The organism is Pseudonocardia sp. WMMC193 (genome assembly GCF_021728735.1).
Taxonomy (GTDB): domain Bacteria; phylum Actinomycetota; class Actinomycetes; order Mycobacteriales; family Pseudonocardiaceae; genus Pseudonocardia; species Pseudonocardia oroxyli.
Genome location: NZ_JAKKDO010000003.1, coordinates 2,294,051 through 2,316,822 on the forward strand (window position 1 = coordinate 2,294,051; position 22,772 = coordinate 2,316,822).

A 22,772-nucleotide genomic window follows, 5' to 3' on the forward strand; every position below is an offset into this window, starting at 1 on the left:
TCCGTGCAACAGGTAGCGGTGGTGACCGGTGCGGCGAGCGGCATCGGGGCGGGGATCGCGCGACTGTTCGCCGAGCGCGGCGGGCGCCTGGTGCTGCTGGACGTCGACCCCGCGGGCGCCGACCTGGCGCGCGAGCTGGGCGCCGAGTTCCGGCGGGGGGACGTGACCGTGGAGGCGGACGTCGCGGGCGCCGTCGACCTGGCGGTGGAGCGGTTCGGCAGGCTGGACACGATGGTCAACAACGCGGGCCGGGTCGGTGCGTGGCGGTTCGTCACCGAGCTGGACACCGCGGAGTGGGACGCCACGTTCGCCCTGCTCAGCCGCAGCGTCATGCTGGGGATCAAGCACGCCGCACGGGTCATGTGCCCACAGGGATCGGGCTGCATCCTCGCCACCTCCAGCGTGGCCGCGCTGCAGACCGGCCACAGCCCGCACGCCTACGGCGCCGCCAAGGCGGCGGTCCTCGCGCTCGTGCGCAGCGCGGCGATGGAGCTCGCGCCGCACCGGGTGCGGGTCAACGCGATCGTGCCCGGCGGGACCGACACGGACATCGTCGCCAACGGGACCGACGCACCGTCTCGTGTGGACCCGGAGCGGCTGCGCGCCGGGCTGGCCGCCCTGCAGCCGATCCCCCGGATCGGCGAGCCCGAGGACATCGCGCGGGCCGCGGCCTACCTCGCGGAGGCCGATTTCGTGACGGGCCAGGCGATCGTCGTCGACGGCGGGCTCACCCTGGGTCGCGAGTGGCCCGCACCGATGACCCGGCGCGCCGAGAAGGCGAGGATCGGATGACGATCACCGCCACCCGGATCTGTCCACTGTGCGAGGCGACCTGCGGCCTGACCGTGGAGCTGGACGGTCCGCGGGTGCTGTCCGTCCGCCCCAACCGGGACGACGTGTTCAGCGAGGGCCACGCCTGCGCCAAGGGACTGGGGCTCGGTGCGGTCGAGGAGGACCCCGACCGCGTGCGGACCCCGCTGGTGCGCCACGGCGGCGAGCTGCGCGAGGCGAGCTGGGACGAGGCCTTCGCCCGGATCGCCGAGCACCTCCCACCCCTCGTCGCCCACGATCCGAACAGCGTGGCGGTCTACACCGGCAATCCCGCCGCCCACCAGCTCGACTACACCCTGTACCTGCCGACCCTCCTCGGCGCCCTCGGCTCCCGGAACCTCTTCTCCCCCGCCAGCCTCGACACGCTGCCCAAGAACCTGGTCTGTTCGCTGCTCTACGGCACCCCGCTCGGGATGCCCGTCCCGGACCTGGACCGGACGGACCTGCTGATCCTGATCGGCACGAACCCGTTGGTGTCCAACGGCAGCACGATCTGCGCGCCGGGGATGGACAGGAGGCTGGCGGCGCTGCGCAGGCGCGGCGGGCACCTGGTGGTGATCGACCCGGCCCGCACCCGCACCGCCGAGGTCGCCGACAGCCACCTCGCCGTCCGGCCCGGCCGCGACGCGCACCTGCTGCTCGGCATGCTGTCGGTGATCGCCGCCGAGGGACTCGACTCGCTCGGGAACGCGGCCCCGCACCTCGACGGCGCGGCGGAGGTTCTCGCGTCCGCCCTGGAGTTCACCCCCGAGCGCGTCGCGCCCGCGTGCGGGATCTCGGCCGTCGCGATCAGGGACCTGGCCCGGCGGTTCGCGACGGCGCGCCGGGCGGTGGTGCACTCCCGGATCGGGACGTGTGCGCAGGAGTTCGGCACGCTCGCGAACTGGCTGGTCGAGGTGCTCAACGCCGTCACCGGCAGGCTCGACGCGGTCGGTGGCGCCCTGTTCGCGACCCCGCCCGGCGGCGGCCAGACGACCTGGCCCGGGTCGATGCGCGGGCTGCCCTTCGACCGCTGGCGCTCCCGCGTGCGCGGGATGCCCGAGGCCATGGGGGAGCTTCCCGCGGCGTGCCTCGCCGAGGAGATCCTCACCCCCGGCGAGGGACGGGTCCGCGCGCTGATCACGCTGGCGGGCAACCCGGCCCGCTCGCTGCCCGGCAGCGCGAACGTCGAACGCGCGCTGGGCGAGCTGGACTTCCTGCTCTGTCTGGATCCCTACCTCAACGAGACCACCCGGCACGCGGACGTCCTGCTCCCCCCGCCGAACCTGTTCTCGCACGGGCACATCGACCTCACCCTGAACCACTACCAGCTGCGCAACGTCGCCCGCTGGAGCGCCGCGGCCGTCGAGCCCGCTCCGGGTGAGCTGCCGGACTGGCACCAACTGCTGCGGCTCGCGGCGATCCTGCGCGGCGGCGGCACGGTCGAGTCGCTGGACGAGGAGATCGCCACCCGGGCCGCCCGCCGCGCCGCGACCCTCGTCGGCGTCGACACCGAGACCGCGCTGCGCGCCGTCGGGGCGCGACGCGGCCCGGAGCGGCTCGTGGACCTGCGGCTGCGCAGCGGCCCGTACGGCGACCGGTTCACCGGAGACGGGCTGAGCCTCGCCGCCCTGGAGGCCGCCCCCGACGGCATCGACTACGGCCCGCTCGGCCCGCGGCTGCCGGACGTGCTGCGGACGCCGCAGCGGCGGATCGACCTCGCCCCGGCGCTGCTCGTCGAGGACCTGGAGCGGGTGCGCCGCAGCCTCGACCCCGGCGTCGAGGGCGAGCTGCTGCTCATCAACCGCAGGCAGCGACGGGGCATGAACTCCTGGCTGCACAACGCCCTGCCCCACCGAGACGACGCGGAGAGCGCCTTGCACATGCACCCCACCGACGCCGCCCGCCGCGGTCTCGTCGAGGGAGACGCGGTGGTCGTGGAGAGTGCCGCCGGGCGGGTCACCGCCGCGCTGCACCTCGACGACTCGGTCCGGCAGGGCGTGGTGAGCCTGCCGCACGGGTGGGGCCACACCGGCGCCGGCGTCCGGCTGACCCACGCCGCCGCGGCACCGGGGGTCAACGTGAACGCCCTGGTCGACGACCGGCACGTCGAGCCGATCACCGGGATCCCGATCTTCAACGGGATCCGGGTCACGGTGGGGGTCGCCCGATGACGCACGTGATCACGCAGCCCTGCTGCAACGACGCCGTCTGCGCCGAGGTCTGCCCGGTGGACTGCATCCGCCCACGCCCCGGCGACCCGGAGTACCTCACCGCGGAGACGCTCTACATCGACCCGTCGACCTGTATCGACTGCGGCGCCTGCACGGACGTCTGCCCGGTGGACGCGATCACCCCCGACGACGCGCTCGACGCCGCGGGCAGGCTCAGCCTCCACGCGAGCGTCGAGTGGTTCGACCACCACCCGCTCCGGCCCCGGCCCTCCCCCGCCCGCGCCCGGCCGGTCGCGGGAGACGGCGAGCTCCGGGTCGCGATCGTGGGCACCGGCGCGTCCGGCTACTACGCCGCCGAGGAGATCCTCGACCGGACCGGCGGCCGGGCCCGGGTGTCGCTGTTCGACTCCGCACCCACGCCCGGCGGGCTCATCCGGTACGGGGTCGCGCCCGACCACGCCCACACCAAGGCCTTCGCCCTCGGCCTGGACCGACTCGCCCGCAGGCCCGGCGTCACCCTGCACCTCAACGTCGAGATCGGCGTGCACCTGTCCGCCGCCGAGCTGCTCGCCCACCACCACGCCGTCGTGCACGCGGGTGGGGCCGCCGGGGACCGCAGCCTCGGCATCCCCGGCGAGGACCTGCCCGGCAGCCACCCAGCGGGCGAGCTGGTCCGCTGGTACAACGGCCACCCGGCGTTCGTCGACCTCCCGGTCGACCTGTCCGGGGAGCGGGCCGTGGTGATCGGCACGGGGAACGTCGCGCTGGACGTGGCGCGGATCCTCACCACGGACCCGGACGTGATGGCGCGCACCGACATCGCGGCGCCCGCGCTCGCGACCCTGCGCGCCTCGCGGATCCGCGAGGTCCACGTCGTCGGCCGCCGGGGCCCCGCCGACGCCGCCTTCACCACCCCGGAGCTGCTCGCCCTCGGCCGCCTCGACGGCGTCACGGTCTCGGTCCCGCCCGACGAGGCCGGGACCACGGCGACCGGAGACCTCATCCGGGACCGCAAGGCGGCGATCATCGCCGAGTACGCCACGCGCGCCGCGGGCGGGGACCGCCGCATCGTGCTCCGCTTCGGCCGCTCCCCCGTCGAGATCCTCGGCCCGGACGCCGTCACGGGCCTGCGCCTGTCCGCGCCGGACGGCTCGGGCGAGGACCTGAGCTGCACCCTCGTGGTCACCGCGATCGGCCACCGCGGCATCCCGGTCCCCGGCCTCCCGTTCGACGACCGCCGGGCCGTGGTCCCCAGCGACGGCGGCCGCGTGAACGGGGCGCCGGGACACTACGTCGTCGGGTGGCTCAGACGCGGCCCCACCGGCGGGATCGGGCGCAGCAGGCTCTGTGCCGAGGAGACCGTGGACCGACTGCTCGCCGACCACCTCGCCGGTCTGCTCCCCGAGCCCACCCACGCCCCGGCCGAGCTCGACGCCCTGCTGCGGGAGCGCCGTCCCGAGCGGATCGGGCTCGCGGGCTGGCGGGCGATCGACCGGCACGAGCAGCTGGCGGGCCGTGCGGTCGGCGCGTCCCGACGCAAGGTCCTGTCGGTCGACGAGGCCGTTCGGATCGCCGCAGGGGGCTGAGGACGTCTCTGCTCGCTCGTCCGTGGAGCCGCCCCCCGACCCCCGGCGCGGTCGATCGGTCCGGGGTCATCGGCGTCGGGCGGCCAACCGGTCCGCGACCAGGAACCCCGACGCACCGCCCAGACCGGGGCCCGGGTGCGTGGAGGCGCCGATGTGCCACAGCCGCGGCACGGGCGTGTCGTGTCCGCCCGAGATCGGCAGTGGCCGCCACCAGAAGTTCTGGTCCAGCTCCGCCGATCCCGCGTAGGGATCACCGGACAGGGCGTTGGGGTTGTGCGCGGCCACTGCCGTCGGGTCGATGACGTCGACGTGGCGCACCCGCTCCCGGAGCCCGGGGGCGTGTGCGGCGAGCCGCGCCAGCACGCGGTCCGCGTAGCCCTCGGCGAGCGTGCGGTCCCAGCCGTCGCTCGTGTCGAGCTCGCCCGCCGCGTCCCCGACCGGCGCGAACGGCAGCTCCTGCAGCTGCAGCCACAACGCGGCGGCCCCCGCGGGCACCCGGGAGGGATCGAGGACGTGCTGCTGGCCCACGACCACGGTGGGCCTGCGCGGGAGCAGCCCCGCCTCGGCCTCGGCACAGGCGATCCCGGTGGAGGCCGAGCCGTCGGAGACGTGCACGAGCGGCACGTCCGCGAGCCGGGGGTCCGCCCACGGGACGGGGCCCGAGAGCGCCACGTGGATCTGCATCGCGGCCCGTCCGGGCCGGTAGCGGGCGGCCGCCTCGGCGACCGGGGCGGGCACCGCCCCCGACGGCAGCAGCGAACCGTAGAGCGCAGGCGGTGTGACGGAGGCGAGGACCGCCCGGCGCGCGAGGATCTCGAACCCGTCCCCCGCGACGCCGACGGCGGCACCGTCTCGCAGGACGATGCGGTCGACCCTCCGCCCGGTGTGGACGGCCACGCCGAGCTCGGCGAGCAACCCCTCCCAGGCCGTCAGGAACCCGCCCGCACCGCCGACGACGACCGGCAACCCGGCACCGTGCAGGGTCGCGGCGAGCACCGGCACCATCACCCCGCCGGAGGCGGAGTCCGGGGCCAGCCCCGCGTGCAGCAGCCACGGTGCCCACAGCCGGTCCGTCTCCGACCCGCGGAACCGGGCCCGCATCCAGGACCGGCCCGAGGTCAGCGCGTCCCGGGCGTAGTCCGCGAGGCCGGAGCGCCCGGCGGACCGGGCCAGGGTGAGCGCGGGCCGAAGGACGCCGCGCGAGTGCAGCTCGGCGCCCAGCAGGCCGCCGACGCCGGCGGCGTGGGCGCCGAAGCGGTCGATCATCGCCCGGTAGGCGTCCCGGTCGGCGGGCTCGGCGAAGCCCGCCACCGTCTCCTCGACGTCCCGGTGCGCGAGCGCGACCGTCCCGTCGTCGGACACGGTGGCGGTGAGCGGGCCGTCGGTGTTGGCGTACTCGAGACCGTGCCGGTACAGGTCGGGGCCGAACGCGGCGTAGCCCGGGCCGGTGACGAACAGCGGGTGCCAGCTCGACCACGTGTCGTGGGTGTAGCCGGGGAGGGTCCGCTCCTCGGTGGCGATGAACCCGCCGAGCCGCTCGTGGTCGTCGACCAGGGCGACCGACCAGCCGGCCCGGGCCAGCCGCGCGGCGGCGACCAGGCCGTTGACGCCGCCGCCGACGACCACGGCGTCGGCGGCGTCGGCGGCGTCGGCGGCGCTGCGGTGTGCGGCCACGCCCCTCACCCCTCGACGAGGGCCAGCACGCGGGCCGGGCTCCCCGAGCCGTTCACGATCGGCAGCGGGCACACGACGAGCACGGCGCCGGTGGCGGGCAGCCGGTCGAGGTTACGCAGGCTGGTCAGGCCCCACTTGCCCGCGCCCATCAGCTCCGAGTGGCAGGGGAAGGCCGGGTCGAGCGCCGGGGCCTGGCCCGCGTCCGTGCCGACGGTCTCCACACCGAACCCGGTGATCGGGGTCTCGCGGGCGAGCCACCGGGCGCAGTCCGGCGCGACGCCGGGGGTGTGCGGTCCGTTCTCGTCGGCGTTGGCGAAGGCCTCGGCGTCGTCGCCGCGCGCGGACCAGCCGGTGCGGTAGAGCAGCCAGCCGCCCTCGGGGAGCGGGCCGTGCTCGGCCTCCCACTCCTGCACGTGGTCGATCTGCAGCAGGAAGTCCGCGTCCTTCTCGGCCTCGGCCACCTTGTCGATCACGACGACCGGGGCGACCAGGGTGGACAGCGGGGCCTGCGAGACGTCGAGGCCGTCCTTGCCGGTGATCCAGTGGTTCGGGGCGTCGAGGTGGGTGCCGGTGTGCTCGCCCGTGTGGATGTCGTTCCAGTACCAGGCGGGCCCGCGGTCGTCGTAGCGGGAGAGTTCCTCGAGCCGGAACCGGCTGGTGTTGGCGAAGGGCGGCGGGAGCTCCAGGATCGGGGTGGACTCCTGCAGCGGGGTCGTCAGGTCGACGACCCGGACCGAACCGGACCGGGTGGCTTCGACCAGGGTGGACAGGACGGACACGGCAACCTCCAGGCGGGCGGGCGTGCTCGGAAGGATCCGCCTCCGTGCCGCGCGGAGCCATCCGCTGTGCGCGGAGGGTGTCCGCTCAGCGCTCGATCGGGGCTCGATCAGCGCTCGGGCAGGGGTCCGGTCAGCGCCGGAGGGTCTCCGAGGGCGACTCGCCGAACCGTTCCCGGTAGGCGACGGCGAACCGGCCGAGGTGATGGAAGCCCCAGTCCGCGGCCACCCGGGACACGGTGGTGCGGGTCGGGTCGCAGTCGGCGAGCTCCCTGCGGGCGCCGATCAGCCGGGCGTCCCGCAGCCAGGCCGTGGGCGTGGTGTCGAGGTGGCGACGGAACCCCTCCTGCAGGCTGCGCACGGACAGCCCGACGGCCTCTGCGACGTCGTCGACGGTCAGCGGCTCCCGCGCGTGATCGGCGATCAACTGCTCGGCCCGCCGAATCACCCGGGGCACGACCTGCGTGGTCTCGCGGCCGATCCCCTCGAGCTCGGCGGAGGCGGAATGGGGCACCGCCGCGAGGAGCTGGCTCAGGACCAGGTGCTCGGCCTGGGCCTGCAACGCGGGGTGGCGCAGCCCGGCGGGCCCGTCGAGGTCCGCGCGCAGCATCTCGAGCGTGGACAGCCAGGACCGCGCCTGTGGGGTGGTGGTGTCCAGCCGGGTGGCCAGGCGCAGCGGCTTCGCGGGCGGGCGGCCCAACAGGCGCTGCAGCTGCGCCTCCAGGGCCTGCCGGTCCACCCGGACGATGAGCTGCTCGTTGTCCTCCGCCCACGTCATGTCCAGGTCCGCCTCCGGGTCCGGGACCGAGGCCACGGTGGGGTCGGAGACGATCTCGTCCCCGCCGGTGCGCACCAGCGCGCGCCCCGACAGCGGGATCTGCACCAGGACGAAGGAGCCCAGCGGCTGGGGGCGGATGCGCACCGTGGTGCCGTACGCCAGGTACGACAGCCCGACGGCACCCAGCTCCGTCGAGTTGAACCGCACCGCCTGCGCGGTGGACGAGCGACCCGCGGGCGCCAGCCCGTGTGGGCAGAAGACCTCCCCGACCCGCTCGCGCGCCTCGTCCAGGTCGGACGAGTGGACCCGGCGGTACCCGGTCAGCACCTCGGTCATCTCCACCTCCTCGTGGCGAGCGCTCTCACCGCGCACGCCGGACAGCTCCTGCGCGGCGGGGATAGCCACGCAGGAGCATATAACAGATTGTTGACTGCGTTCACGAGTCCGCTATATGACCGTCGCGTTTCTCTTCCCCGGGAGGCACCTCATGGCCGTGCTGCACCACCGAACGGTCCTGGTGACCGGCGGCTCCACCCTCGTCGGGCACGGTGTGGTCCGCGCGCTGGCCGCCGCGGGTGCCACCGTCGCGATCGCCGACATCGACGCCGAGGGCGCCACGCCGCTGCTCGACGAGCTCGGCGAGCGGGTGAGCTTCCATCGGACGGACATCACCGACGACGCGGCGGTCGCGGAGACACTCGCCGCCGTCGCGGCCCCGAACGGGCTGCACGGCCTGGTCAACCTCGCGTGCAGCTACCTCGACGAGGGCGCCGACACCGGCCGCGCCGACTGGTTGCGGGCACTCGACGTCAACGTCGTGAGCGCGGTCCAGGTGACCCGCGCCGCCCGCCCGCACCTCGCCGCCACCGGCGGCGCGGTCGTCACCTTCACCTCGATCTCCTCGAAGGTCGCGCAGACCGGCCGGTGGGTCTACCCGGCGAGCAAGGCCGCGCTCGTGCAGGTCACCCGCTCGATGGCGATGGACCTCGCCGCCGACGGCATCCGGGTCAACTCCGTGAGCCCGGGCTGGACCTGGTCGAAGATCATGGACGACCTGACCGGCGGGGACCGGGCGAAGACCGACCGGGTCGCGGCGCCGTTCCACCTCACCGGCCGGGTCGGCGACCCGGACGAGGTCGGCGAGGTCGTCGCCTTCCTGCTCTCCCCCGCGGCGTCCGGGGTCACCGGCGCCGACTGGGCCGTCGACGGCGGCTACTCGGCCATGGGACCCGAGCAGGCCGTCGCCGCCATTCCGCAGCTCGCCGAGTAACCCCAGCCAGTCTCAGGAGACCTCTCATGCGCATCGCCATCGTCGGGGCAGGCTTCGCGGGCCTGTCCTCCGCCAAGATCCTCACCGGGTTCGGACACGACGTCACCGTCTTCGAGAAGGCGCCGGACGTCGGCGGGGTGTGGAGCCGTTCGCGCCGCTACCCCGGCCTGACCACGCAGAACGACAAGGGCACGTACTCCCTGTCGGACTACCCGATGCCGCGGCACTACCCGGAGTGGCCGTCGGGCGAGCAGGTCCAGCAGTACCTGGAGTCCTACGCGCGGCACTTCGGGATCCTCGACAGGGTCCGGACCTCGACCGAGGTGCTCTCCGCCGAACCCCGCGCCGCGGGCGGCTGGACCGTCACGACGTCCGCCGGCGCGGAGGACGTCGACCACCTGGTCGTGGCGAACGGGATCTTCTCCGATCCCTTCGTCCCCGACCTGCCGGGCGCCGACGAGTTCCGGGCCGCGGGCGGGCGCTACTGCCACGCCTCGGAGTTCACCGTGCTGGAGGACGCCCGGGACCGGGACGTGGTGGTGATCGGCTACGGCAAGTCCTCCTGCGACATCGCGGTGGCGCTGACCGCCGTGTCGCGCACGACGACGGTGGTGGCCCGCGAGCTGCTGTGGAAGATGCCACGCCGGATCGCCGGGGCGCTGAACTACAAGTACCTGCTGCTCACCCGGCTCGGGGAGGGCCTGTTCCGCTACGCCAGGCTCGTCGGCTTCGAGAAGTTCCTGCACGGGGCGGGCCGCGGGGTGCGCGACGGCATGATGGGCAGCCTGCAGGGCCAGATCGTCCGCCAGCTCGAGCTCACGAAGCTGGGTCTGGTGCCGGAGGGGTCGCTGGAGGACATCGCCCGCTCCACGGTCAGCCTGGCCACCGAGGGCTTCTACGAGGGCGTGGCGGACGGCACGATCGACGTGCACCGGGACGCCGTGATCGCCCGGCTCGGCGTCCGCGGGGGCGAGCCGGTCGCCGAGCTCGCCGACGGCACCGTGGTGCCCGCGGACGTGGTGGTGGCCGGGACCGGCTTCCACCAGCGGGTCCCGTTCCTGTCCGCGGAGGTGCGGGACCGGCTCGTGGACGAGCGGGGCAACTTCGAGCTGTACCGCCAGATCCTGCCGCACACCGTGGCCGACCTGACCTTCTGCGGCTACAACTCCTCGTTCCTCTCGCCACTGTCCGCCGAGGTCGCGGCGCTGTGGATCGGCACCCACCTGGCCGGCGGGATCGCACTGCCCCCGGTCGCCGAGCGGCGGGCCTTCGTGCAGGAGCGGCTGCGCTGGATGGAGGAGCGGACCAGGGGCAAGCACGCCCGCGGCACCAACATCATCCCCTTCTCGCTGCACAACATCGACGAGATGCTCTCCGACCTCGGCGAGGGCATCGGTCGCAGGCGCCGGTTCACCGAGTGGCTGCTGCCCGTCGACCCGGGTGCCTATGCCCGGCCCATCGCGCGGCTGACCGCCCGGCACCGCCCGGTCGTGGCCGGCGGCCGCACCTCGCCCGGAACCCGGCTGCGAGCCGCCGGGTGACGCGCCCCGCGCTGCGCGCACGCGCCGCACCGCCCTCCGCGGTGCGGCGCGTGCGCCGTTCCGGTGCGCCCGGCCCGTACGATGCGCCCGTGACGACCGTCGTCGAGACGCAGGAGATCCTCGCCCCCGTTCCGCCCCGCAGGCTCATCGTCACCGTCTACGGGCTCTACGCGCGCGAGCGGGGCGGCGCGCTGTCGGTCGCGGCGCTGGTCCGGCTGCTCGACGCCGTCGGCGTGGACGGCCAGGCCGTCCGGTCCGCCGTGTCGAGGTTGAAGCGCCGGGGCCTGCTCGAACCGCAGCGCGTCGACGGCGCGGCAGGCTACCGGTTGTCCCCGCTGCTCACCGAGGTGCTGGCGGAGGGCGACGAACGGATCTTCTCCCGGCGGCGCGCGGCGGCAGGCGAGGGCTGGCTCCTGGTGGCGTTCTCGGTGCCCGAGTCGGCGCGCGACCAGCGCCACCGGCTGCGGAGCCTGCTGATCCGGCTCGGGCTGGGGACGGTCGCGCCCGGGCTGTGGGTGGCGCCCGCGCACCTCGAGGCAGAGGTCTCGCACGCGCTGGAACGGGCCGGGCTGCGCGGCTACACCGAGCTCTTCCGCAGTCGCCACGTCGGGGGCCTGCCGCTGCGCGAGACCGTCGCCTCGTGGTGGGACCTCGATGCCCTGCACGCCCAGTACACGGCCTTCCTCGAGCGACAGGAGCCCGTGCTGCGGACCTGGGAGGGGGCGGACCCCACTCCGGCGCAGGCCTTCGCCGACCACGTGTCGCTGGTGACGGTCTGGCGCCGGCTGCCCTATCTCGACCCGGGCCTGCCGCTCGACGCGCTGCCCACCGCGTGGGTGGGCAACCGGGCCGAGGAGCTGTTCGGGACCCTGCGAGCCCGGCTCGCGGGCCCGGCGCGCGAGTACTTCTCGCTCGTCGTCGACTCCTGACCCGCCCCCCGGACACGGCGAACGGCGCCTTCGCTCATACCTGGTGAGCGAAGGCGCCGTTCGCCGTGTCGGGTCAGGAGCGGACCGCGGCCACCGCCTCGATCTCGATCAGGGCCTCGGGCTGCCACAGCGCCGTGACCCCGACGCCGGTCATGGCCGGGTAGTCGGACCCGCAGAGCTCCTTCCAGATCCGCCCGATCTCCTTGCCCCGGGCCTGGTAGCCGGGCACGTCGATCAGGTAGATCCGCACCGACAGCAGATCGGCGGGCTCCGCGCCCGCCGCGCGCAGGGCGGTCAGCACGTTGGTCAGGGCCTGGCGGAACTGGTCGACGATGTCGCCGTCGACGATCGTGCCGTGGGCGTCCATGGCGGTCTGGCCGGACAGGTGGACGGTGTCGCCGTGGCGCACGGCGTGGGTGAAGCCGGAGGGCTTCGCGAGCACGTCCGGGTTGATCAGCTCGACGGTCATGGTCAACTCTTCCTCTTCGGGGTGTCGGGGGTGGTGGGCAGGCCGGCCCCGGCCAGCCGCGTGCGCAGTGCCGCACCGTCCTCGTCAGCCAGCGCCGCGGAGCGGAGCCGGGCCAGCTCGGTCGCGGCGTCCGCCCGGCCGCGCAGGGCCCGGGCCGCCGTCACGAGCAGCGCGAAGCTGTCGTCTCCGTGGGCGTAGGTCGCGCCGTAGCCCTTGAGGACGCCCTGGCATTCGACGATCTCGACGGCCAGCTCCGCGTCGTCGGCGGCGACCGCGAGCACGAGGGCCAGCCACTCCTCGATCGCCGTCTGCTCGTGCACGAACCGCAGCGACCGCGGGCGCAGTGGACGCATCCGCGCCATCGTCGAGAGCATCGTGTAGCCGGTGACCGACGTGGTGTTGAGGATCATCCCCTCCCGCGTCACCCGGTCGACGGCCCGCGTGAAGGCCGTGGAGCGGCGCAGCAGCCCGCCGAGGCGGTAGGGCAGCGTGTCGGTGATCTCCTCCGACTGCGGGTGCAGGTACTCGCGGACCTGTGTGACCTGGGCGGGGGTGGCGCGGGCCTCGGTGCGGACCCGCTCGAGCCGGCGCGTGCGGGTCTTCTGCAGCGCGACCGCGATGGTGTCCTGGTAGCACATCCACAGGGCCAGGTGCCGGGCCGCGGCGGTGGTGAGCCGGGCGGATCCGGCGGCATCGGGGTCGGCGGCGGCGACCGTGCGGACCCGGTCCAGATAGCGTCGCGCGTAGTCGAGGTCCTGGTAGAGACCGGTGCGCACCAGCCCGTGCAGCACGGTGGAGCGCGCCGGGGCGGGCAGGTCCGCGACCTCGCGGGCCAGCGGGCGCAGGTCCGGGCCGACCAGGGACTCGGGGGCGGTGGCGGCGATCTCGGCGCGCCGTGCCTCCTCGCGTTCCTTGCGCTCCTCGACCGACACGGGGCGGACGCCGATCGAGATCTCGACGGGGGCTCGCCTCGGCTTCTCGGGAACGGGGGGTGCGGCCGCCGCGAACCCGCCCGCGAACGCGGCGAGGCTCGCCTCGACCCCCTTGCCGGCGTCCCGGATCGCCTGCTCGAACGCCTCGCGGGGGAAGGGCAGCGTGCCCGACCCGGCCACCGCGCCGAACAGCGCCGCGGAGATCACGCTGCGGTGCTCCTCGGCGATCGCCGCGAAGTCCGCCGCGACCAGCCGCTTCGCCGCGCGCCCCGCGGCCGCGAGGAGCTCGGCGGAGTCCACCCGCCCGTCGCCCAGGTGCATCTTCTCGTCGATCGAGTAGACGCGGTGGGTGGAGGTGATCAGCGTGGTGCGGTCCGGGGTGGCGAAGCCGCGCTGCACGGCCCGGCCGCACTCCATCAGCTCCGAGGCCACCACGACGTCGACCTCCCCGGGGGCCGGGAAGACGCCGAGCACGGGCTCGGGCCTGCCCGCCGCGTCGGGTGTCTCGGTGAGCGGCGGGTAGAGCTCGGCGTAGTACACGGTCGCACCGGTGCGCTGCGCCACGCCGGCCACCGAGGTCGTCTGGGCGAAGTACCCGGCCCGCTCGGCGACCGCGACGATCCAGTCCGCGAGCACGCCGCCGCCCTCGCCGCCCATCGCCAGTACGGCGATCGTGATCGGGCGCTGTCCGGCGTACCAGGTGGCCTCCCCGGTGGCGGGCGTGGTCGCGGGCATGACGGTGGGCATCAGACCTCCATCCGAGCGGCCCGGCGCTCGAGGCCCCGGGATGCGAGGGTGATCCACCAGCCCCGCACGCGGCCCAGCAGCCGGTCGGAGACGGTGGGGTTGTCGACGACGTCCGTGCGGTAGAACGACGGGCAGAGCACCGCGGCGTGGGCGTTGTTGCCGCACACCCCGCAGCCCACGCAGCTGTCGAGCACGGTGGCGATCGGGTCGCTGCGCAGCGGGTCCGGGTTGTCGGTGATCGTGAGCGACGGGCAGCCGGAGATCCGGATGCAGGCGTGGTCACCGGTGCAGGTCTCCGGGTCCACCCCGAACCGCTCCCGCACGACGCGCTCGCCGCGCTTCAGCTTCTCCGCCCGCTCCTTCTTCACCCGCCGTTGCCGGTTGAGCTGGCACTCGGACTGCATGACCAGCAGCTCGGGCCCGCTCTCCGTGCGGCGGAAGGCCTTCAGGAAGGCGTCCTTGACCTTCTGCACGTCGTAGGTGTGGTCGATCGTGGTCGCCCGGGTGATCCCGAGACCCCGGGCCGCCCGCTCGATGGGGTGGTGCGTGGAGCGGCGCTCCAGCTCGGCGTGCGAGGACAGCAGGTCCTGCCCACCGGTGGCGGCGGCGTAGTCGTTGTCCACCACCACCATCAGCTGGTCCGACTTGTTGAACACCGCGTTGCCGATGCCGGAGGTCAGGCCGTTGTGCCAGAACCCGCCGTCACCCATGATCGACACGGGCCGGTTCTCGGTCCGGTCGCTCGACAGGGCCGCCGCCCCGGCCGCTCCCAGGCCGTAGCCCATGGTGGTGGCGCCGAGGTCGAAGGGCGCGTTGATCGCGAACAGGTGGCAGCCGATGTCGGCGGAGATCTGGTGCGCGCCCGTCTCGCGTTCGGCGAGCTTGAGGCCCGCGAAGATCGGTCGCTCCGGGCAGCCGGTGCACAGGCCCGGCGGGCGCGGGCGGACGACCTCGGCCGCGACCCGCGGGGCGAGCGGGCTCGCCGGATCGTCCGCGTCGAGCAGCAGCGACGGCCGGTGGGTCACCGTCTGCGGGGCGTACTTGCTCAGGAACCGGTCGAGCCCGCGCGTCACGACCTGGGTCGTGTACTCGCCCGCCGCGGCCAGCATGTCCTTGCCGTGCAGCACCGTCGGCACGTCGGCCCGGCGCAGGACGGCGTGCAGGTTCTGCTCGATGTAGTCCGGCTGCCCCTCCTCCACCATGATCACCGCGCGCTTGCCGGCGCAGAACTCCACGATCTCGGAGTCGACGACCGGATAGGTCACGTTCATGACGTAGGTCGGGACCCGGGTGCGGCCGAAGGCGTCGGAGGCGCCGAGCAGCTCCATCGACCGGTTGAGGGTGTTGTAGAGCCCGCCCTGCACGATGACCCCGACGTCGTCGGCCGACCCGTCGCCGGGGAACAGCTCGTTCATGCCGCGCTCGCGGATGAACTCGACGGCCTGGGGCCAGCGGTCCTCGATCTTCTCCTTCTCGTGCAGGAAGCCGGCCGGCGGCAGCACGATCCGGTCGACGGCGCGGCGCGGGGCCTGCGCGGCCTGCGCGACCGTCATGGGCGGCCGCCGGTTGTCCTTGGCCACGAAGCCGCCGTGCAGATGACACGAGCGCAGCCGCAGCTCCAGGAGGACCGGGGTGTTCGACACCTCGGACAGGGCGAACCCGGCCTCGACGGCCTCCACGATGGCCGTGGTGTTCGGGCGCGGGTCGAGCAGCCACATCTGCGACTTCATCGCGAAGGCGTGGCTGCGCTCCTGCATGATCGAGGAGCCCTCGCCGTAGTCCTCGCCGAGGATCACCAGCGCGCCGCCGGTCACCCCGCCCGAGGCCAGGTTGGCCAGCGCGTCCGAGGCCACGTTGGTGCCCACCGGCGACTTGAAGGTGATCGCGCCGCGCAGCGGATGGTGCACCGAGGCGGCCAGCATCGCCGCCGCGGTCGCCTCCGACGCCGAGTTCTCGAACCGGATGTCGAGCTCGTCGAGCACCTCGCGGGCGTCACCGAGGACGTCCATCAGGTGCGAGATCGGCGCGCCCTGGTAGCCGCCGACGTAGGCGACGCCGGACTGCAGCAGCGCCTTCGTCACGGCCAGGATGCCCTCGACGTGCAGTGTCTCGCCCGCGCCTGCGCGCAGCTTCTGCACCTCGGCGGCGAAGGACCGTTCGGCCATGGCCTTCCCTTCGACGTGGATGGGGTCGCAGTCATGCCGGACGCATGACGGTCGTGAGGTAGTGGTGAACGACGGTAGGCCTCCCGACGCCACGCACCTAGCCGTTCAACGCGGCTCCGGTCCGCTGTGCGCGAGCTCGCCCCCGCACCCTTGCCCCGACCATGTGAAGCGTGCTTCTGTAACGGTCGTCAGCTACACGACATACAGGAGCGGGACATGCGTCGGGCGACCCTGCGCGACGGCGACGTCGTCGAGGTCGCTCTGGAGGGCGTCGGCGTGCTGACCACCCGTATCCGCATCGAGGAACCGTCCGAGCAGGGACACCTGCTCCCCACCGTCGCAGGAGGCGTCGCATGACCGCGCAGAGCCGAACCGTGGAGCCGGACACCGGGTCCGTACCGGTGGTCACCCGGGCCGGGCAGGAGTTCGGCGCGACCGGGCAGTCCGGCGGCGCCGTCCGGGTCTCCGGTGTCTCGCCGCAGCACACGCCGGCCACGCGGATCTGGTTCGGCCGGGTGTCCAACGAGCCCGGCTACCGTTCCCTGCCCCACCACCACGGCGAGGCCGAGACCGGCGGCTACGTGCTCGAGGGCACCGGTCGGATCTGGTACGGCGAGGACTACGCGCAGTGGATCGAGATGACCGAGGGCGACTTCGTGTTCGTTCCCCCGTTCATGCCGCACGTCGAGGGCAACATGTCGACCACCGAGGAGCTCGTGTGGCTGACCTGCCGGACCCCGGACAACATCGTCGTCAACCTCGACGACGTCGACGACTCCGTGCTCGAGGGGTACCGGCGCGCATGACCACCCCGATGCCCACCGAGACCGCGCGCACCAGCGCACCGCTGCGGGACGCGCTCGACCTGCGCAAGGACGGCGACGACGCGTTCGTCGCCCGCCACCAGGGGATCCCCAGCGGGCGCGCCTACGGCGGCGAGCTCGTCGCCCAGGCCGTGCACGCGACCACGCTGACCTGCGACGACGACCGCCGGATCCACTCCTTCCACGGCTACTTCCTGCGCGCCGGAGACGTACGGGCACCCACGCGCTGGGAGGTCGAGCGCGTCCGCGACGGACGCGGCTTCTCCCACCGGGCCGTGCGCGGCGTCCAGCACGGCAGGGAGGTCTTCCGGGCGATGGCCCAGTTCGGCGTCCCGGCCGCCGGCGTCGAGCACGCCGTCGAGCCGCCCGCCGACCTCGGCGACCCCGAGGCCCTGCCCACCACCGCCGAGGCCCTCGGCGATGCGGACACCCGCGACGCCGAGTACTGGCGCCACCACCGCAGCGTCGACATCCGACACTCCCCGTCCGCGGTCTACACCCGACACGACGGCGCGCGGGTCCGCCGCCAGACCGTGTGGCTGCGGGCCTGGGACCGCCTCCCCGACGACCCGGCCCTGCACCGCAGCGCCCTGGCCTACGTCTGTGACTACACGATGCTCGAGCCGATCCTGCGCGCCCACGGCGCGGCCTGGGCCGACGAGGGCGTGGTCACCGCCAGCCTCGACCACGCCATGTGGTGGCACCACGACGGCCGCATCGACGGGTGGGTCGCGCTGGTACAGGACTCCCCCGTCGCCACCCGCGGCACCGGCCTGGGCACCGCCCGGCTGTTCTCCGCCGACGGCCGCCTCCTGGCCTCGGTCGTCCAGGAAGGACTGGTGAGACTCCCGTGAAGATCGTCGCAGTCGGTGGTGGGCCCGGTGGTCTGTTCGCCGCGACCCTGCTGAAGAAGTCCGACCACACCCGCGAGATCACGGTCTACGAACGCAACCGCGCGGACGACACCTTCGGCTTCGGCGTGGTGTTCTCCCAGGAGACCCTGTCGAACATCGAGTCCGCCGACCCCGAGTCCCTCGGCCGCATCGCCGCGGAGTTCCGGCACTGGTCGGCGATCGACGTCGACTTCCTCGGCACCCGGGAGCGGTCGGACGGGCACGCCTTCGCGGCCCTGGAGCGCAAGCGGCTGCTCGCGATCCTCGGGGAGCGGGCCACCGAGCTGGGTGTGGACGTCCGCTACTCCAGCGAGGCCCCCGACCTCGACACCCTGCGCGCCTCGCACGACCTGGTCGTCGCCGCGGACGGCGTGAACTCCCGGATCCGCTCCGCGCTCGCCGCGGACTTCGAACCGAGCCTCGACCCGCGCACCGCGAAGTACGTCTGGTTCGCCACGACCCGCCCGTTCGACTGCTTCACCTTCCAGTTCGTCCAGACCGGGTTCGGCCTGTTCTGGGCGCACATCTACCCGTTCGACGGCGAGCGCTCCACCTTCATCGTCGAGACCGACTCCGACACCTGGGCCCGCGCCGGGCTGGGCGAGTTCGCCGCCGCACCGCGCAGGCCCGGCGAGAACGACGAGCGCAGCATGCGGTTCTGCGAGGAGATCTTCGCCGAGCTGCTCGACGGGCACGGCCTGGTCGGCAACAACAGCGGCTGGCTGAACTTCGGCGTCGTCCGCAACCGGAACTGGATGGCGGGCAACGTCGCGCTGGTCGGCGACGCCGCGCACACCGCCCACTTCTCGATCGGGTCGGGGACCAAGCTCGCGCTGGAGGACGCGATCGGGCTCGCCGTCGCGGTCGACCGCGAGCCGACGATCGACGCGGCGCTGAAGGCCTACCAGGAGGACCGCAAGCCGGCCGTCGAGTCGCTGCAGCGCTCCGCCCAGACCAGCCTGGAGTGGTTCGAGGGCGCCCGGCGCTACCGCCACCTCGCGCCGGAGCAGTTCACGTTCCAGCTGCTCACCCGCTCGCAGCGGGTCACCTACGACAACCTCAAGCTGCGCGACCCCGGCTACGTCGGCCGCGTCGACGCCTGGCTCGCCGAGCGCACCCGCGCCCACGGACTCGAGGTCGAGACCGGCACCCCGCCGATGTTCCACCCCTTCCGGCTGCGCGGGCTCACCCTCCCGAACCGGATCGTGGTCTCGCCGATGGCGCAGTACTCGGCGACCGACGGCGTCCCGGACGACTGGCACCTCGTCCACCTGGGCGCACGGGCCCAGGGCGGTGCCGGGCTGGTCATGACCGAGATGATCTGCACCTCCCCCGACGCGCGGATCACCCCCGGCTGCCCCGGCCTGTGGACCGACGAGCAGCGGGACGCCTGGGCCCGCGTCGTGCGGTTCGTCCACGAGCGGACGGACGCCGCGATCGGCGCCCAGATCGGGCACGCCGGGCGCAAGGGCTCCACCAAGCTCATGTGGGAGGGCATCGACGAGCCCCTCGACCAGGGGAACTGGGAGATCCTCGCCCCCTCGCCGGTTCGGTACCGACCCGACAGCGCGGTGCCGCGCGAGGCCACCGCGGCCGACCTCGACCAGGTCGTCGCCGACCACGTCGCGGCCGCACGACGGGCCGACGAGGCCGGGTTCGACCTGCTCGAGCTGCACTTCGCCCACGGCTACCTGGTGTCCGGGTTCCTCTCGCCGGTCTCCAACCGGCGCACCGACTCCTACGGCGGCAGCCTGGACAACCGGGCCCGCCTCGCCCTGCGGATCCTCGACGCCGTCCGCGAGGTCTGGCCCGCCGCCAAGCCGATCAGCGTCCGGATCAGCGCCACCGACTGGGTCGACGACGGCTTCGACGGTGACGACGCCGTCGCCCTCGCCCCGATGCTCGCCGCGCACGGCGCCGACATCATCGACGTCTCCACCGGCCAGACCAGCACCGAGGCCCGCCCGAGGTACGGCCGCCTCTACCAGACGCCCTTCGCCGACCGGATCCGCCAGGAGACCGGCGTCCCGACCATCACCGTCGGCGCCATCTCCTCGGTCGAGGACGCCAACACGATCATCGCCAGCGGACGGGCCGACCTCTGCGCCATCGCCCGCCCCCACCTCGTCGACCCCTACTGGACGCTCAACGCCGCACTCGACCAGGACTACCGAGGACACCCGATCCCGAAGCAGTACCGCTCCGGGCTCTCGGCCCGCCGCCGGGAACAGACACCCTGAACCCGACCCACGACGGCCGCGGGGGCGGTCGCCGTGGAGGTACCCGAGGGCCGGGAGGGCGGTACCGTCAGCCGCGAGATCTTCACCGACCCCAAGGCCGTCGTGATGGCCGTTCAGGAGCGAGGATGAGTACGGGACCGGACGAGGCGGCCGTGGTCGTGACGGACCCGCGCGGCAAGGCGCAGGCGCTCTACGACGCTCGCCGCACGCGCACGCCGATCGCGCCCTTCACCGACGACGACCCCGCCCTGGGCATCGCGGACGGCTACGCCGTGCAGCGGGAGCTGGTCGCCCTGCTCCTCGCCGACGGCGACCGCGTCGTCGGCTACAAGGTCGGGCTGACCTCCGAGCCCATGCAGCGGATGATCGGTGTGGACTCCCCCGACTACGGCCCCGTCCTGGGCTCGACGGTCTACCGCGACGGCGACGAGATCCCGCTGTCGCGGTTCATCGCGCCCAAGCTCGAAGCCGAGATCGTCTTCGTCCTCGGCGAGCGGCTCGAAGGCCCCGGCGTGACCGTCACCCAGGCTCGCGCCGCCCTCGCCGGGGCGGTGGCCGGGGTGGAGATCGTCGACTCGCGCATCGTCGACTGGCGGATCAAGCTCGCCGACACCGTCGCCGACCTCGCGTCCAACGGCGCGGTCGCGGTCTCCAGCCGGGTCGTCCCCGTCACCACGCTGGACACCCGGCTGGTCGGGATGACCCTGACCCGCAACGGCGAGCTCGTCGACACCGGCGCGGGGGCGGCCGCCCTGGGCGACCCCGTCGCCGTCGTCGCCTGGCTGGCGAACACCCTCGGGGAGAACGGGATCGCGCTCGAGCCCGGCCACCTGATCATGACGGGCGCGTTGCACGCGGCCGTCCCGATGACCCCGGGAGACGTCTTCCGGGCCGAGTTCGACCGGCTCGGCCCGGTCACCGTGAGGGTCGGACCATGAGCGACACCAGGACCGACGGCAGGATCGACGGCGGGATCGACATCGAGGAGCTGGCCACCCGCCTGGACAAGGCCGTGGCCGAGCGGACCGCCATCGCGCAGCTGTCCGACGAGTTCCCCGACCTGGATCTCCCCACCGCCTACCGGGTGCAACGCGTGCTGCGCTCGGGCGCGGGCCCGCTCGCCGGGTGGAAGCTCGGGGTCACCTCCCGGGCCAAACAGGCACAGGTCGGCGTCACCGACCCCGTCTACGGCTTCCTCGCCGCCGCGAACGCCCTCGACCTCGGTGCGCCGCTGGACACCTCGCGGCACATCCAGCCACGCTGCGAGCCCGAGATCGTGTTCACCCTCGGCCGCGACCTCGACGGACCCCACGTCACCGCGGCGGACGTGCTGGCCGCGACGTCCGGGGTGGCGGTGGGGATCGAGGTACTCGACTCCCGCTACACCGACTACCGCTTCACCATGGCCGACGTGGTGGCCGACAACACCTCCGCCGCCCGCTACCTCGTCGGGGCCCCGGTCTCCCCCGCCGGCATCGACCTGAGGCTGGTCGGCGTGGTGCTGGAGAAGAACGGGCGGGTCGTCGCCACCGCGTCCGGCGCGGCGGCCCTCGGGCACCCCGCCGCCGCGGTCGCGTGGCTCGCCCGCCAGCTCTCCGCCGACGGCGAGGGCCTGCGGGCGGGCGAGATCGTGCTCTCCGGCGGGCTGACCGCGGCGGTCCCCGTCGCCCCCGCCGACGTCGTCGTCGCCTCGATCGACCGGCTCGGGTCCGTCGAGCTCGGCTGCGCCTGACCCACCGCGCTCGGAAGGGAACACCCATGCCCCTGATCCAGGTCACCCTCGCCAAGGGCCGCTCCCCCGAGCAGCTCCGCGCCCTCGGCGAGGCCCTCACCACCGCCGCCGAAGAGGCCATCGGGGCGAAGCGGGAGACCATCCGCGTGGTCCTGACCGAGTGCGAGCCGGAACTCTGGTTCGCGGGCGGCGAGTCCCTCGCGGACCTGCGCGCCCGCGGAGCCAGATGAGCCGAGCCCGGGGCGCGATCGGTCGCGGTGAGGTCGAGGCCGTGGGTGAGATGCGCCGAAGGGCCCGACGCCGGCCAGGACCCTAGTCGTCGACGGCGCGGCGGCGTTCGAGGAGCACGGTGTCGCGCCAGACGCCGTGGTGGCGGGCGATGCGTTCGCGGACGCCGAGGGTGCGGTAGCCGGCGGAGCGGTGCAGGGCCAGCGAGGCGCGGTTCTCGGGGAAGGCCGAGGTCTGCAGCGTCCAGATCCCGGCGCCGTCCGCGGCGGTGACCTGCTTGTGCAGCAACGCCTTCCCGACGCCGCGGCCGCGGAACCCGTCCCCGACGCAGACCGCGGACTCGGCGACCCCGGCGTAGACGGGGCGGGTGGAGGCGGCGGTCAGGGCGGTCCACCCGGCGACCCGGCCGTCGACGTCCGCGACCCAGCGGTGGCCGGGAAGCCACCTGCGGTCGAGCTCGCGGCGGTCGGGGACCTCGGTCTCGAAAGTGGCGTGTCCGGTGGCGATGCCTTCGGCGTAGATGCGTCTCACCTCCGGCCAGTCGCGTGCCTCCAGGGCGCGGACGGTGACGTCCTCCGGCACGTCGGCGGGGCAGCAGGGACGGGGGCCGAGCAGTCCCATGACGGCGTCGGCGGCGTGCGGCAGGCCGGTGCAGCAGGCGGGGTTGACCGACACCAGGGTGGCCGTGCCCTCCTTCCGCACGGTCACGAACCCGACGTCGGCGAGCTTGCGCAGGTGGTGGGAGGTGGTGGACTGGCTGATCCCGAGCCGGGTGTGCAGCTCACCGACGGTCGTCTCGTGGCCTGCGACCGCCACGGCGTGCAGGAGCCGGACGCGGGTGGGGTCGGCGAGGCAGGCGAACCACTCCGCGTAGGTCGCCGCGTCGTGGGCGGCGAGCTGCGCCGGCGCCGGGTCGGAGACGTCCGACAGCGGCAGGACGGTCGACGACGGCAAGCGAGGCGGAGCGCTCATGGCGACCAGAGTATCGACGAACGTCGATGGTT

Annotated in this window: 20 protein-coding genes; 13 read left to right on the top strand and 7 right to left on the bottom strand. The window is 73.9% G+C overall.

Annotated elements, in window-relative coordinates; genetic code table 11:
- Positions 1 to 3: 3 nt before the first annotated feature.
- The 3 genes from L3X23_RS12315 to L3X23_RS12325 are packed head-to-tail and all read left to right on the top strand — an operon-like array spanning position 4 to position 4,570.
- Positions 4 to 792: an SDR family oxidoreductase gene (locus L3X23_RS12315; RefSeq protein ID WP_237192361.1), complete on the top strand. Its 789-nt coding sequence runs from the start codon at positions 4 to 6 to the stop codon at positions 790 to 792.
- Positions 789 to 2,984, top strand: coding sequence for a molybdopterin-dependent oxidoreductase (locus L3X23_RS12320; protein ID WP_237192362.1), 2,196 nt, complete (start codon positions 789 to 791; stop codon positions 2,982 to 2,984). Before L3X23_RS12315 ends, L3X23_RS12320 begins: the two co-directional genes overlap by 4 nt.
- Positions 2,981 to 4,570 carry a 4Fe-4S binding protein gene (locus L3X23_RS12325; RefSeq protein WP_237192363.1) on the top strand — a complete coding sequence of 530 codons (1,590 nt, stop codon included), beginning with the start codon at positions 2,981 to 2,983 and terminating at the stop codon, positions 4,568 to 4,570. The genes L3X23_RS12320 and L3X23_RS12325 overlap by 4 nt, the downstream gene beginning before the upstream one ends.
- A gap of 66 nt (positions 4,571 to 4,636) precedes the next feature.
- Here L3X23_RS12325 and L3X23_RS12330 read toward each other — a convergent pair whose 3' ends face one another.
- The 3 genes from L3X23_RS12330 to L3X23_RS12340 form a co-directional block, all read right to left on the bottom strand.
- Complete coding sequence (locus L3X23_RS12330) at positions 4,637 to 6,244, bottom strand: NAD(P)/FAD-dependent oxidoreductase (protein WP_237192364.1); 1,608 nt, start codon at positions 6,242 to 6,244, stop codon at positions 4,637 to 4,639.
- A gap of 5 nt (positions 6,245 to 6,249) precedes the next feature.
- The gene (locus tag L3X23_RS12335; protein WP_237192365.1) at positions 6,250 to 7,023 is read right to left on the bottom strand and encodes a cyclase family protein; all 774 of its coding nucleotides are present in this window, start codon (positions 7,021 to 7,023) and stop codon (positions 6,250 to 6,252) included.
- A 130-nt stretch (positions 7,024 to 7,153) separates the two neighbouring features.
- Positions 7,154 to 8,203: an AraC family transcriptional regulator gene (locus L3X23_RS12340; protein WP_237192366.1), complete on the bottom strand. Its 1,050-nt coding sequence runs from the start codon at positions 8,201 to 8,203 to the stop codon at positions 7,154 to 7,156.
- A 46-nt stretch (positions 8,204 to 8,249) separates the two neighbouring features.
- Between L3X23_RS12340 and L3X23_RS12345 the strand changes: the two genes are divergently transcribed.
- The 3 genes from L3X23_RS12345 (at position 8,250) to L3X23_RS12355 (ending at position 11,538) form a co-directional block, all read left to right on the top strand.
- A complete protein-coding gene (locus L3X23_RS12345; RefSeq protein ID WP_237192367.1) occupies positions 8,250 to 9,068 on the top strand; it encodes an SDR family oxidoreductase in 819 nt (272 codons plus the stop codon).
- A 26-nt stretch (positions 9,069 to 9,094) separates the two neighbouring features.
- Positions 9,095 to 10,609, top strand: a complete 1,515-nt coding sequence (locus L3X23_RS12350; protein ID WP_237192368.1) for an NAD(P)/FAD-dependent oxidoreductase — start codon at positions 9,095 to 9,097, stop codon at positions 10,607 to 10,609.
- 89 nt (positions 10,610 to 10,698) lie between these two features.
- A complete protein-coding gene (locus tag L3X23_RS12355; RefSeq protein ID WP_237192369.1) occupies positions 10,699 to 11,538 on the top strand; it encodes a PaaX family transcriptional regulator C-terminal domain-containing protein in 840 nt (279 codons plus the stop codon).
- Between the two features lie 73 nt (positions 11,539 to 11,611).
- Here L3X23_RS12355 and L3X23_RS12360 read toward each other — a convergent pair whose 3' ends face one another.
- The 3 genes from L3X23_RS12360 to L3X23_RS12370 are packed head-to-tail and all read right to left on the bottom strand — an operon-like array spanning position 11,612 to position 15,851.
- Positions 11,612 to 12,007 (bottom strand): RidA family protein, encoded by a 396-nt coding sequence (locus tag L3X23_RS12360; RefSeq protein WP_237192370.1) that lies wholly within the window; start codon positions 12,005 to 12,007, stop codon positions 11,612 to 11,614.
- Between the two features lie 2 nt (positions 12,008 to 12,009).
- Complete coding sequence (locus L3X23_RS12365; protein WP_237192371.1) at positions 12,010 to 13,686, bottom strand: indolepyruvate oxidoreductase subunit beta family protein; 1,677 nt, start codon at positions 13,684 to 13,686, stop codon at positions 12,010 to 12,012.
- Positions 13,686 to 15,851 (bottom strand): indolepyruvate ferredoxin oxidoreductase subunit alpha, encoded by a 2,166-nt coding sequence (locus L3X23_RS12370; protein ID WP_237192372.1) that lies wholly within the window; start codon positions 15,849 to 15,851, stop codon positions 13,686 to 13,688. Before L3X23_RS12370 ends, L3X23_RS12365 begins: the two co-directional genes overlap by 1 nt.
- Positions 15,852 to 16,067: 216 nt before the next feature.
- Between L3X23_RS12370 and L3X23_RS12375 the strand changes: the two genes are divergently transcribed.
- The 7 genes from L3X23_RS12375 (at position 16,068) to L3X23_RS12405 (ending at position 21,770) form a co-directional block, all read left to right on the top strand.
- The gene (locus L3X23_RS12375) at positions 16,068 to 16,208 is read left to right on the top strand and encodes a hypothetical protein (RefSeq protein WP_237192373.1); all 141 of its coding nucleotides are present in this window, start codon (positions 16,068 to 16,070) and stop codon (positions 16,206 to 16,208) included.
- The gene (locus L3X23_RS12380) at positions 16,205 to 16,657 is read left to right on the top strand and encodes a cupin domain-containing protein (RefSeq protein WP_237192374.1); all 453 of its coding nucleotides are present in this window, start codon (positions 16,205 to 16,207) and stop codon (positions 16,655 to 16,657) included. Before L3X23_RS12375 ends, L3X23_RS12380 begins: the two co-directional genes overlap by 4 nt.
- Positions 16,654 to 17,529 carry an acyl-CoA thioesterase II gene (locus L3X23_RS12385; protein WP_237192375.1) on the top strand — a complete coding sequence of 292 codons (876 nt, stop codon included), beginning with the start codon at positions 16,654 to 16,656 and terminating at the stop codon, positions 17,527 to 17,529. The genes L3X23_RS12380 and L3X23_RS12385 overlap by 4 nt, the downstream gene beginning before the upstream one ends.
- Positions 17,526 to 19,808: a bifunctional salicylyl-CoA 5-hydroxylase/oxidoreductase gene (locus tag L3X23_RS12390; RefSeq protein ID WP_237192376.1), complete on the top strand. Its 2,283-nt coding sequence runs from the start codon at positions 17,526 to 17,528 to the stop codon at positions 19,806 to 19,808. The genes L3X23_RS12385 and L3X23_RS12390 overlap by 4 nt, the downstream gene beginning before the upstream one ends.
- A gap of 125 nt (positions 19,809 to 19,933) precedes the next feature.
- Complete coding sequence (locus tag L3X23_RS12395) at positions 19,934 to 20,746, top strand: 2-keto-4-pentenoate hydratase (RefSeq protein WP_237192377.1); 813 nt, start codon at positions 19,934 to 19,936, stop codon at positions 20,744 to 20,746.
- A complete protein-coding gene (locus tag L3X23_RS12400; RefSeq protein WP_237192378.1) occupies positions 20,743 to 21,540 on the top strand; it encodes a 2-keto-4-pentenoate hydratase in 798 nt (265 codons plus the stop codon). Before L3X23_RS12395 ends, L3X23_RS12400 begins: the two co-directional genes overlap by 4 nt.
- A gap of 26 nt (positions 21,541 to 21,566) precedes the next feature.
- A complete protein-coding gene (locus L3X23_RS12405) occupies positions 21,567 to 21,770 on the top strand; it encodes a 4-oxalocrotonate tautomerase family protein (RefSeq protein WP_237192379.1) in 204 nt (67 codons plus the stop codon).
- A gap of 82 nt (positions 21,771 to 21,852) precedes the next feature.
- Here the strand turns inward: L3X23_RS12405 and L3X23_RS12410 are convergent, their stop codons facing one another.
- Positions 21,853 to 22,740: a metalloregulator ArsR/SmtB family transcription factor gene (locus L3X23_RS12410; protein ID WP_237192380.1), complete on the bottom strand. Its 888-nt coding sequence runs from the start codon at positions 22,738 to 22,740 to the stop codon at positions 21,853 to 21,855.
- Between the last annotated feature and the right edge of the window lie 32 nt (positions 22,741 to 22,772).

Coding starts and splice junctions, on each gene's coding strand:
- L3X23_RS12345 (WP_237192367.1), top strand. CDS start 8,250: ATGACCGTCGCGTTTCTCTTCCCCGGGAGGCACCTCATGGCCGTGCTG.
- L3X23_RS12405 (WP_237192379.1), top strand. CDS start 21,567: ATGCCCCTGATCCAGGTCACCCTCGCCAAGGGCCGCTCCCCCGAGCAG.
- L3X23_RS12360 (WP_237192370.1), bottom strand. CDS start 12,007: ATGACCGTCGAGCTGATCAACCCGGACGTGCTCGCGAAGCCCTCCGGC.
- L3X23_RS12375 (WP_237192373.1), top strand. CDS start 16,068: ATGCGTCGGGCGACCCTGCGCGACGGCGACGTCGTCGAGGTCGCTCTG.
- L3X23_RS12325 (WP_237192363.1), top strand. CDS start 2,981: ATGACGCACGTGATCACGCAGCCCTGCTGCAACGACGCCGTCTGCGCC.
- L3X23_RS12380 (WP_237192374.1), top strand. CDS start 16,205: ATGACCGCGCAGAGCCGAACCGTGGAGCCGGACACCGGGTCCGTACCG.
- L3X23_RS12370 (WP_237192372.1), bottom strand. CDS start 15,851: ATGGCCGAACGGTCCTTCGCCGCCGAGGTGCAGAAGCTGCGCGCAGGC.
- L3X23_RS12365 (WP_237192371.1), bottom strand. CDS start 13,686: ATGCCCACCGTCATGCCCGCGACCACGCCCGCCACCGGGGAGGCCACC.
- L3X23_RS12320 (WP_237192362.1), top strand. CDS start 789: ATGACGATCACCGCCACCCGGATCTGTCCACTGTGCGAGGCGACCTGC.
- L3X23_RS12350 (WP_237192368.1), top strand. CDS start 9,095: ATGCGCATCGCCATCGTCGGGGCAGGCTTCGCGGGCCTGTCCTCCGCC.
- L3X23_RS12400 (WP_237192378.1), top strand. CDS start 20,743: ATGAGCGACACCAGGACCGACGGCAGGATCGACGGCGGGATCGACATC.
- L3X23_RS12410 (WP_237192380.1), bottom strand. CDS start 22,740: ATGAGCGCTCCGCCTCGCTTGCCGTCGTCGACCGTCCTGCCGCTGTCG.
- L3X23_RS12385 (WP_237192375.1), top strand. CDS start 16,654: ATGACCACCCCGATGCCCACCGAGACCGCGCGCACCAGCGCACCGCTG.
- L3X23_RS12395 (WP_237192377.1), top strand. CDS start 19,934: ATGAGTACGGGACCGGACGAGGCGGCCGTGGTCGTGACGGACCCGCGC.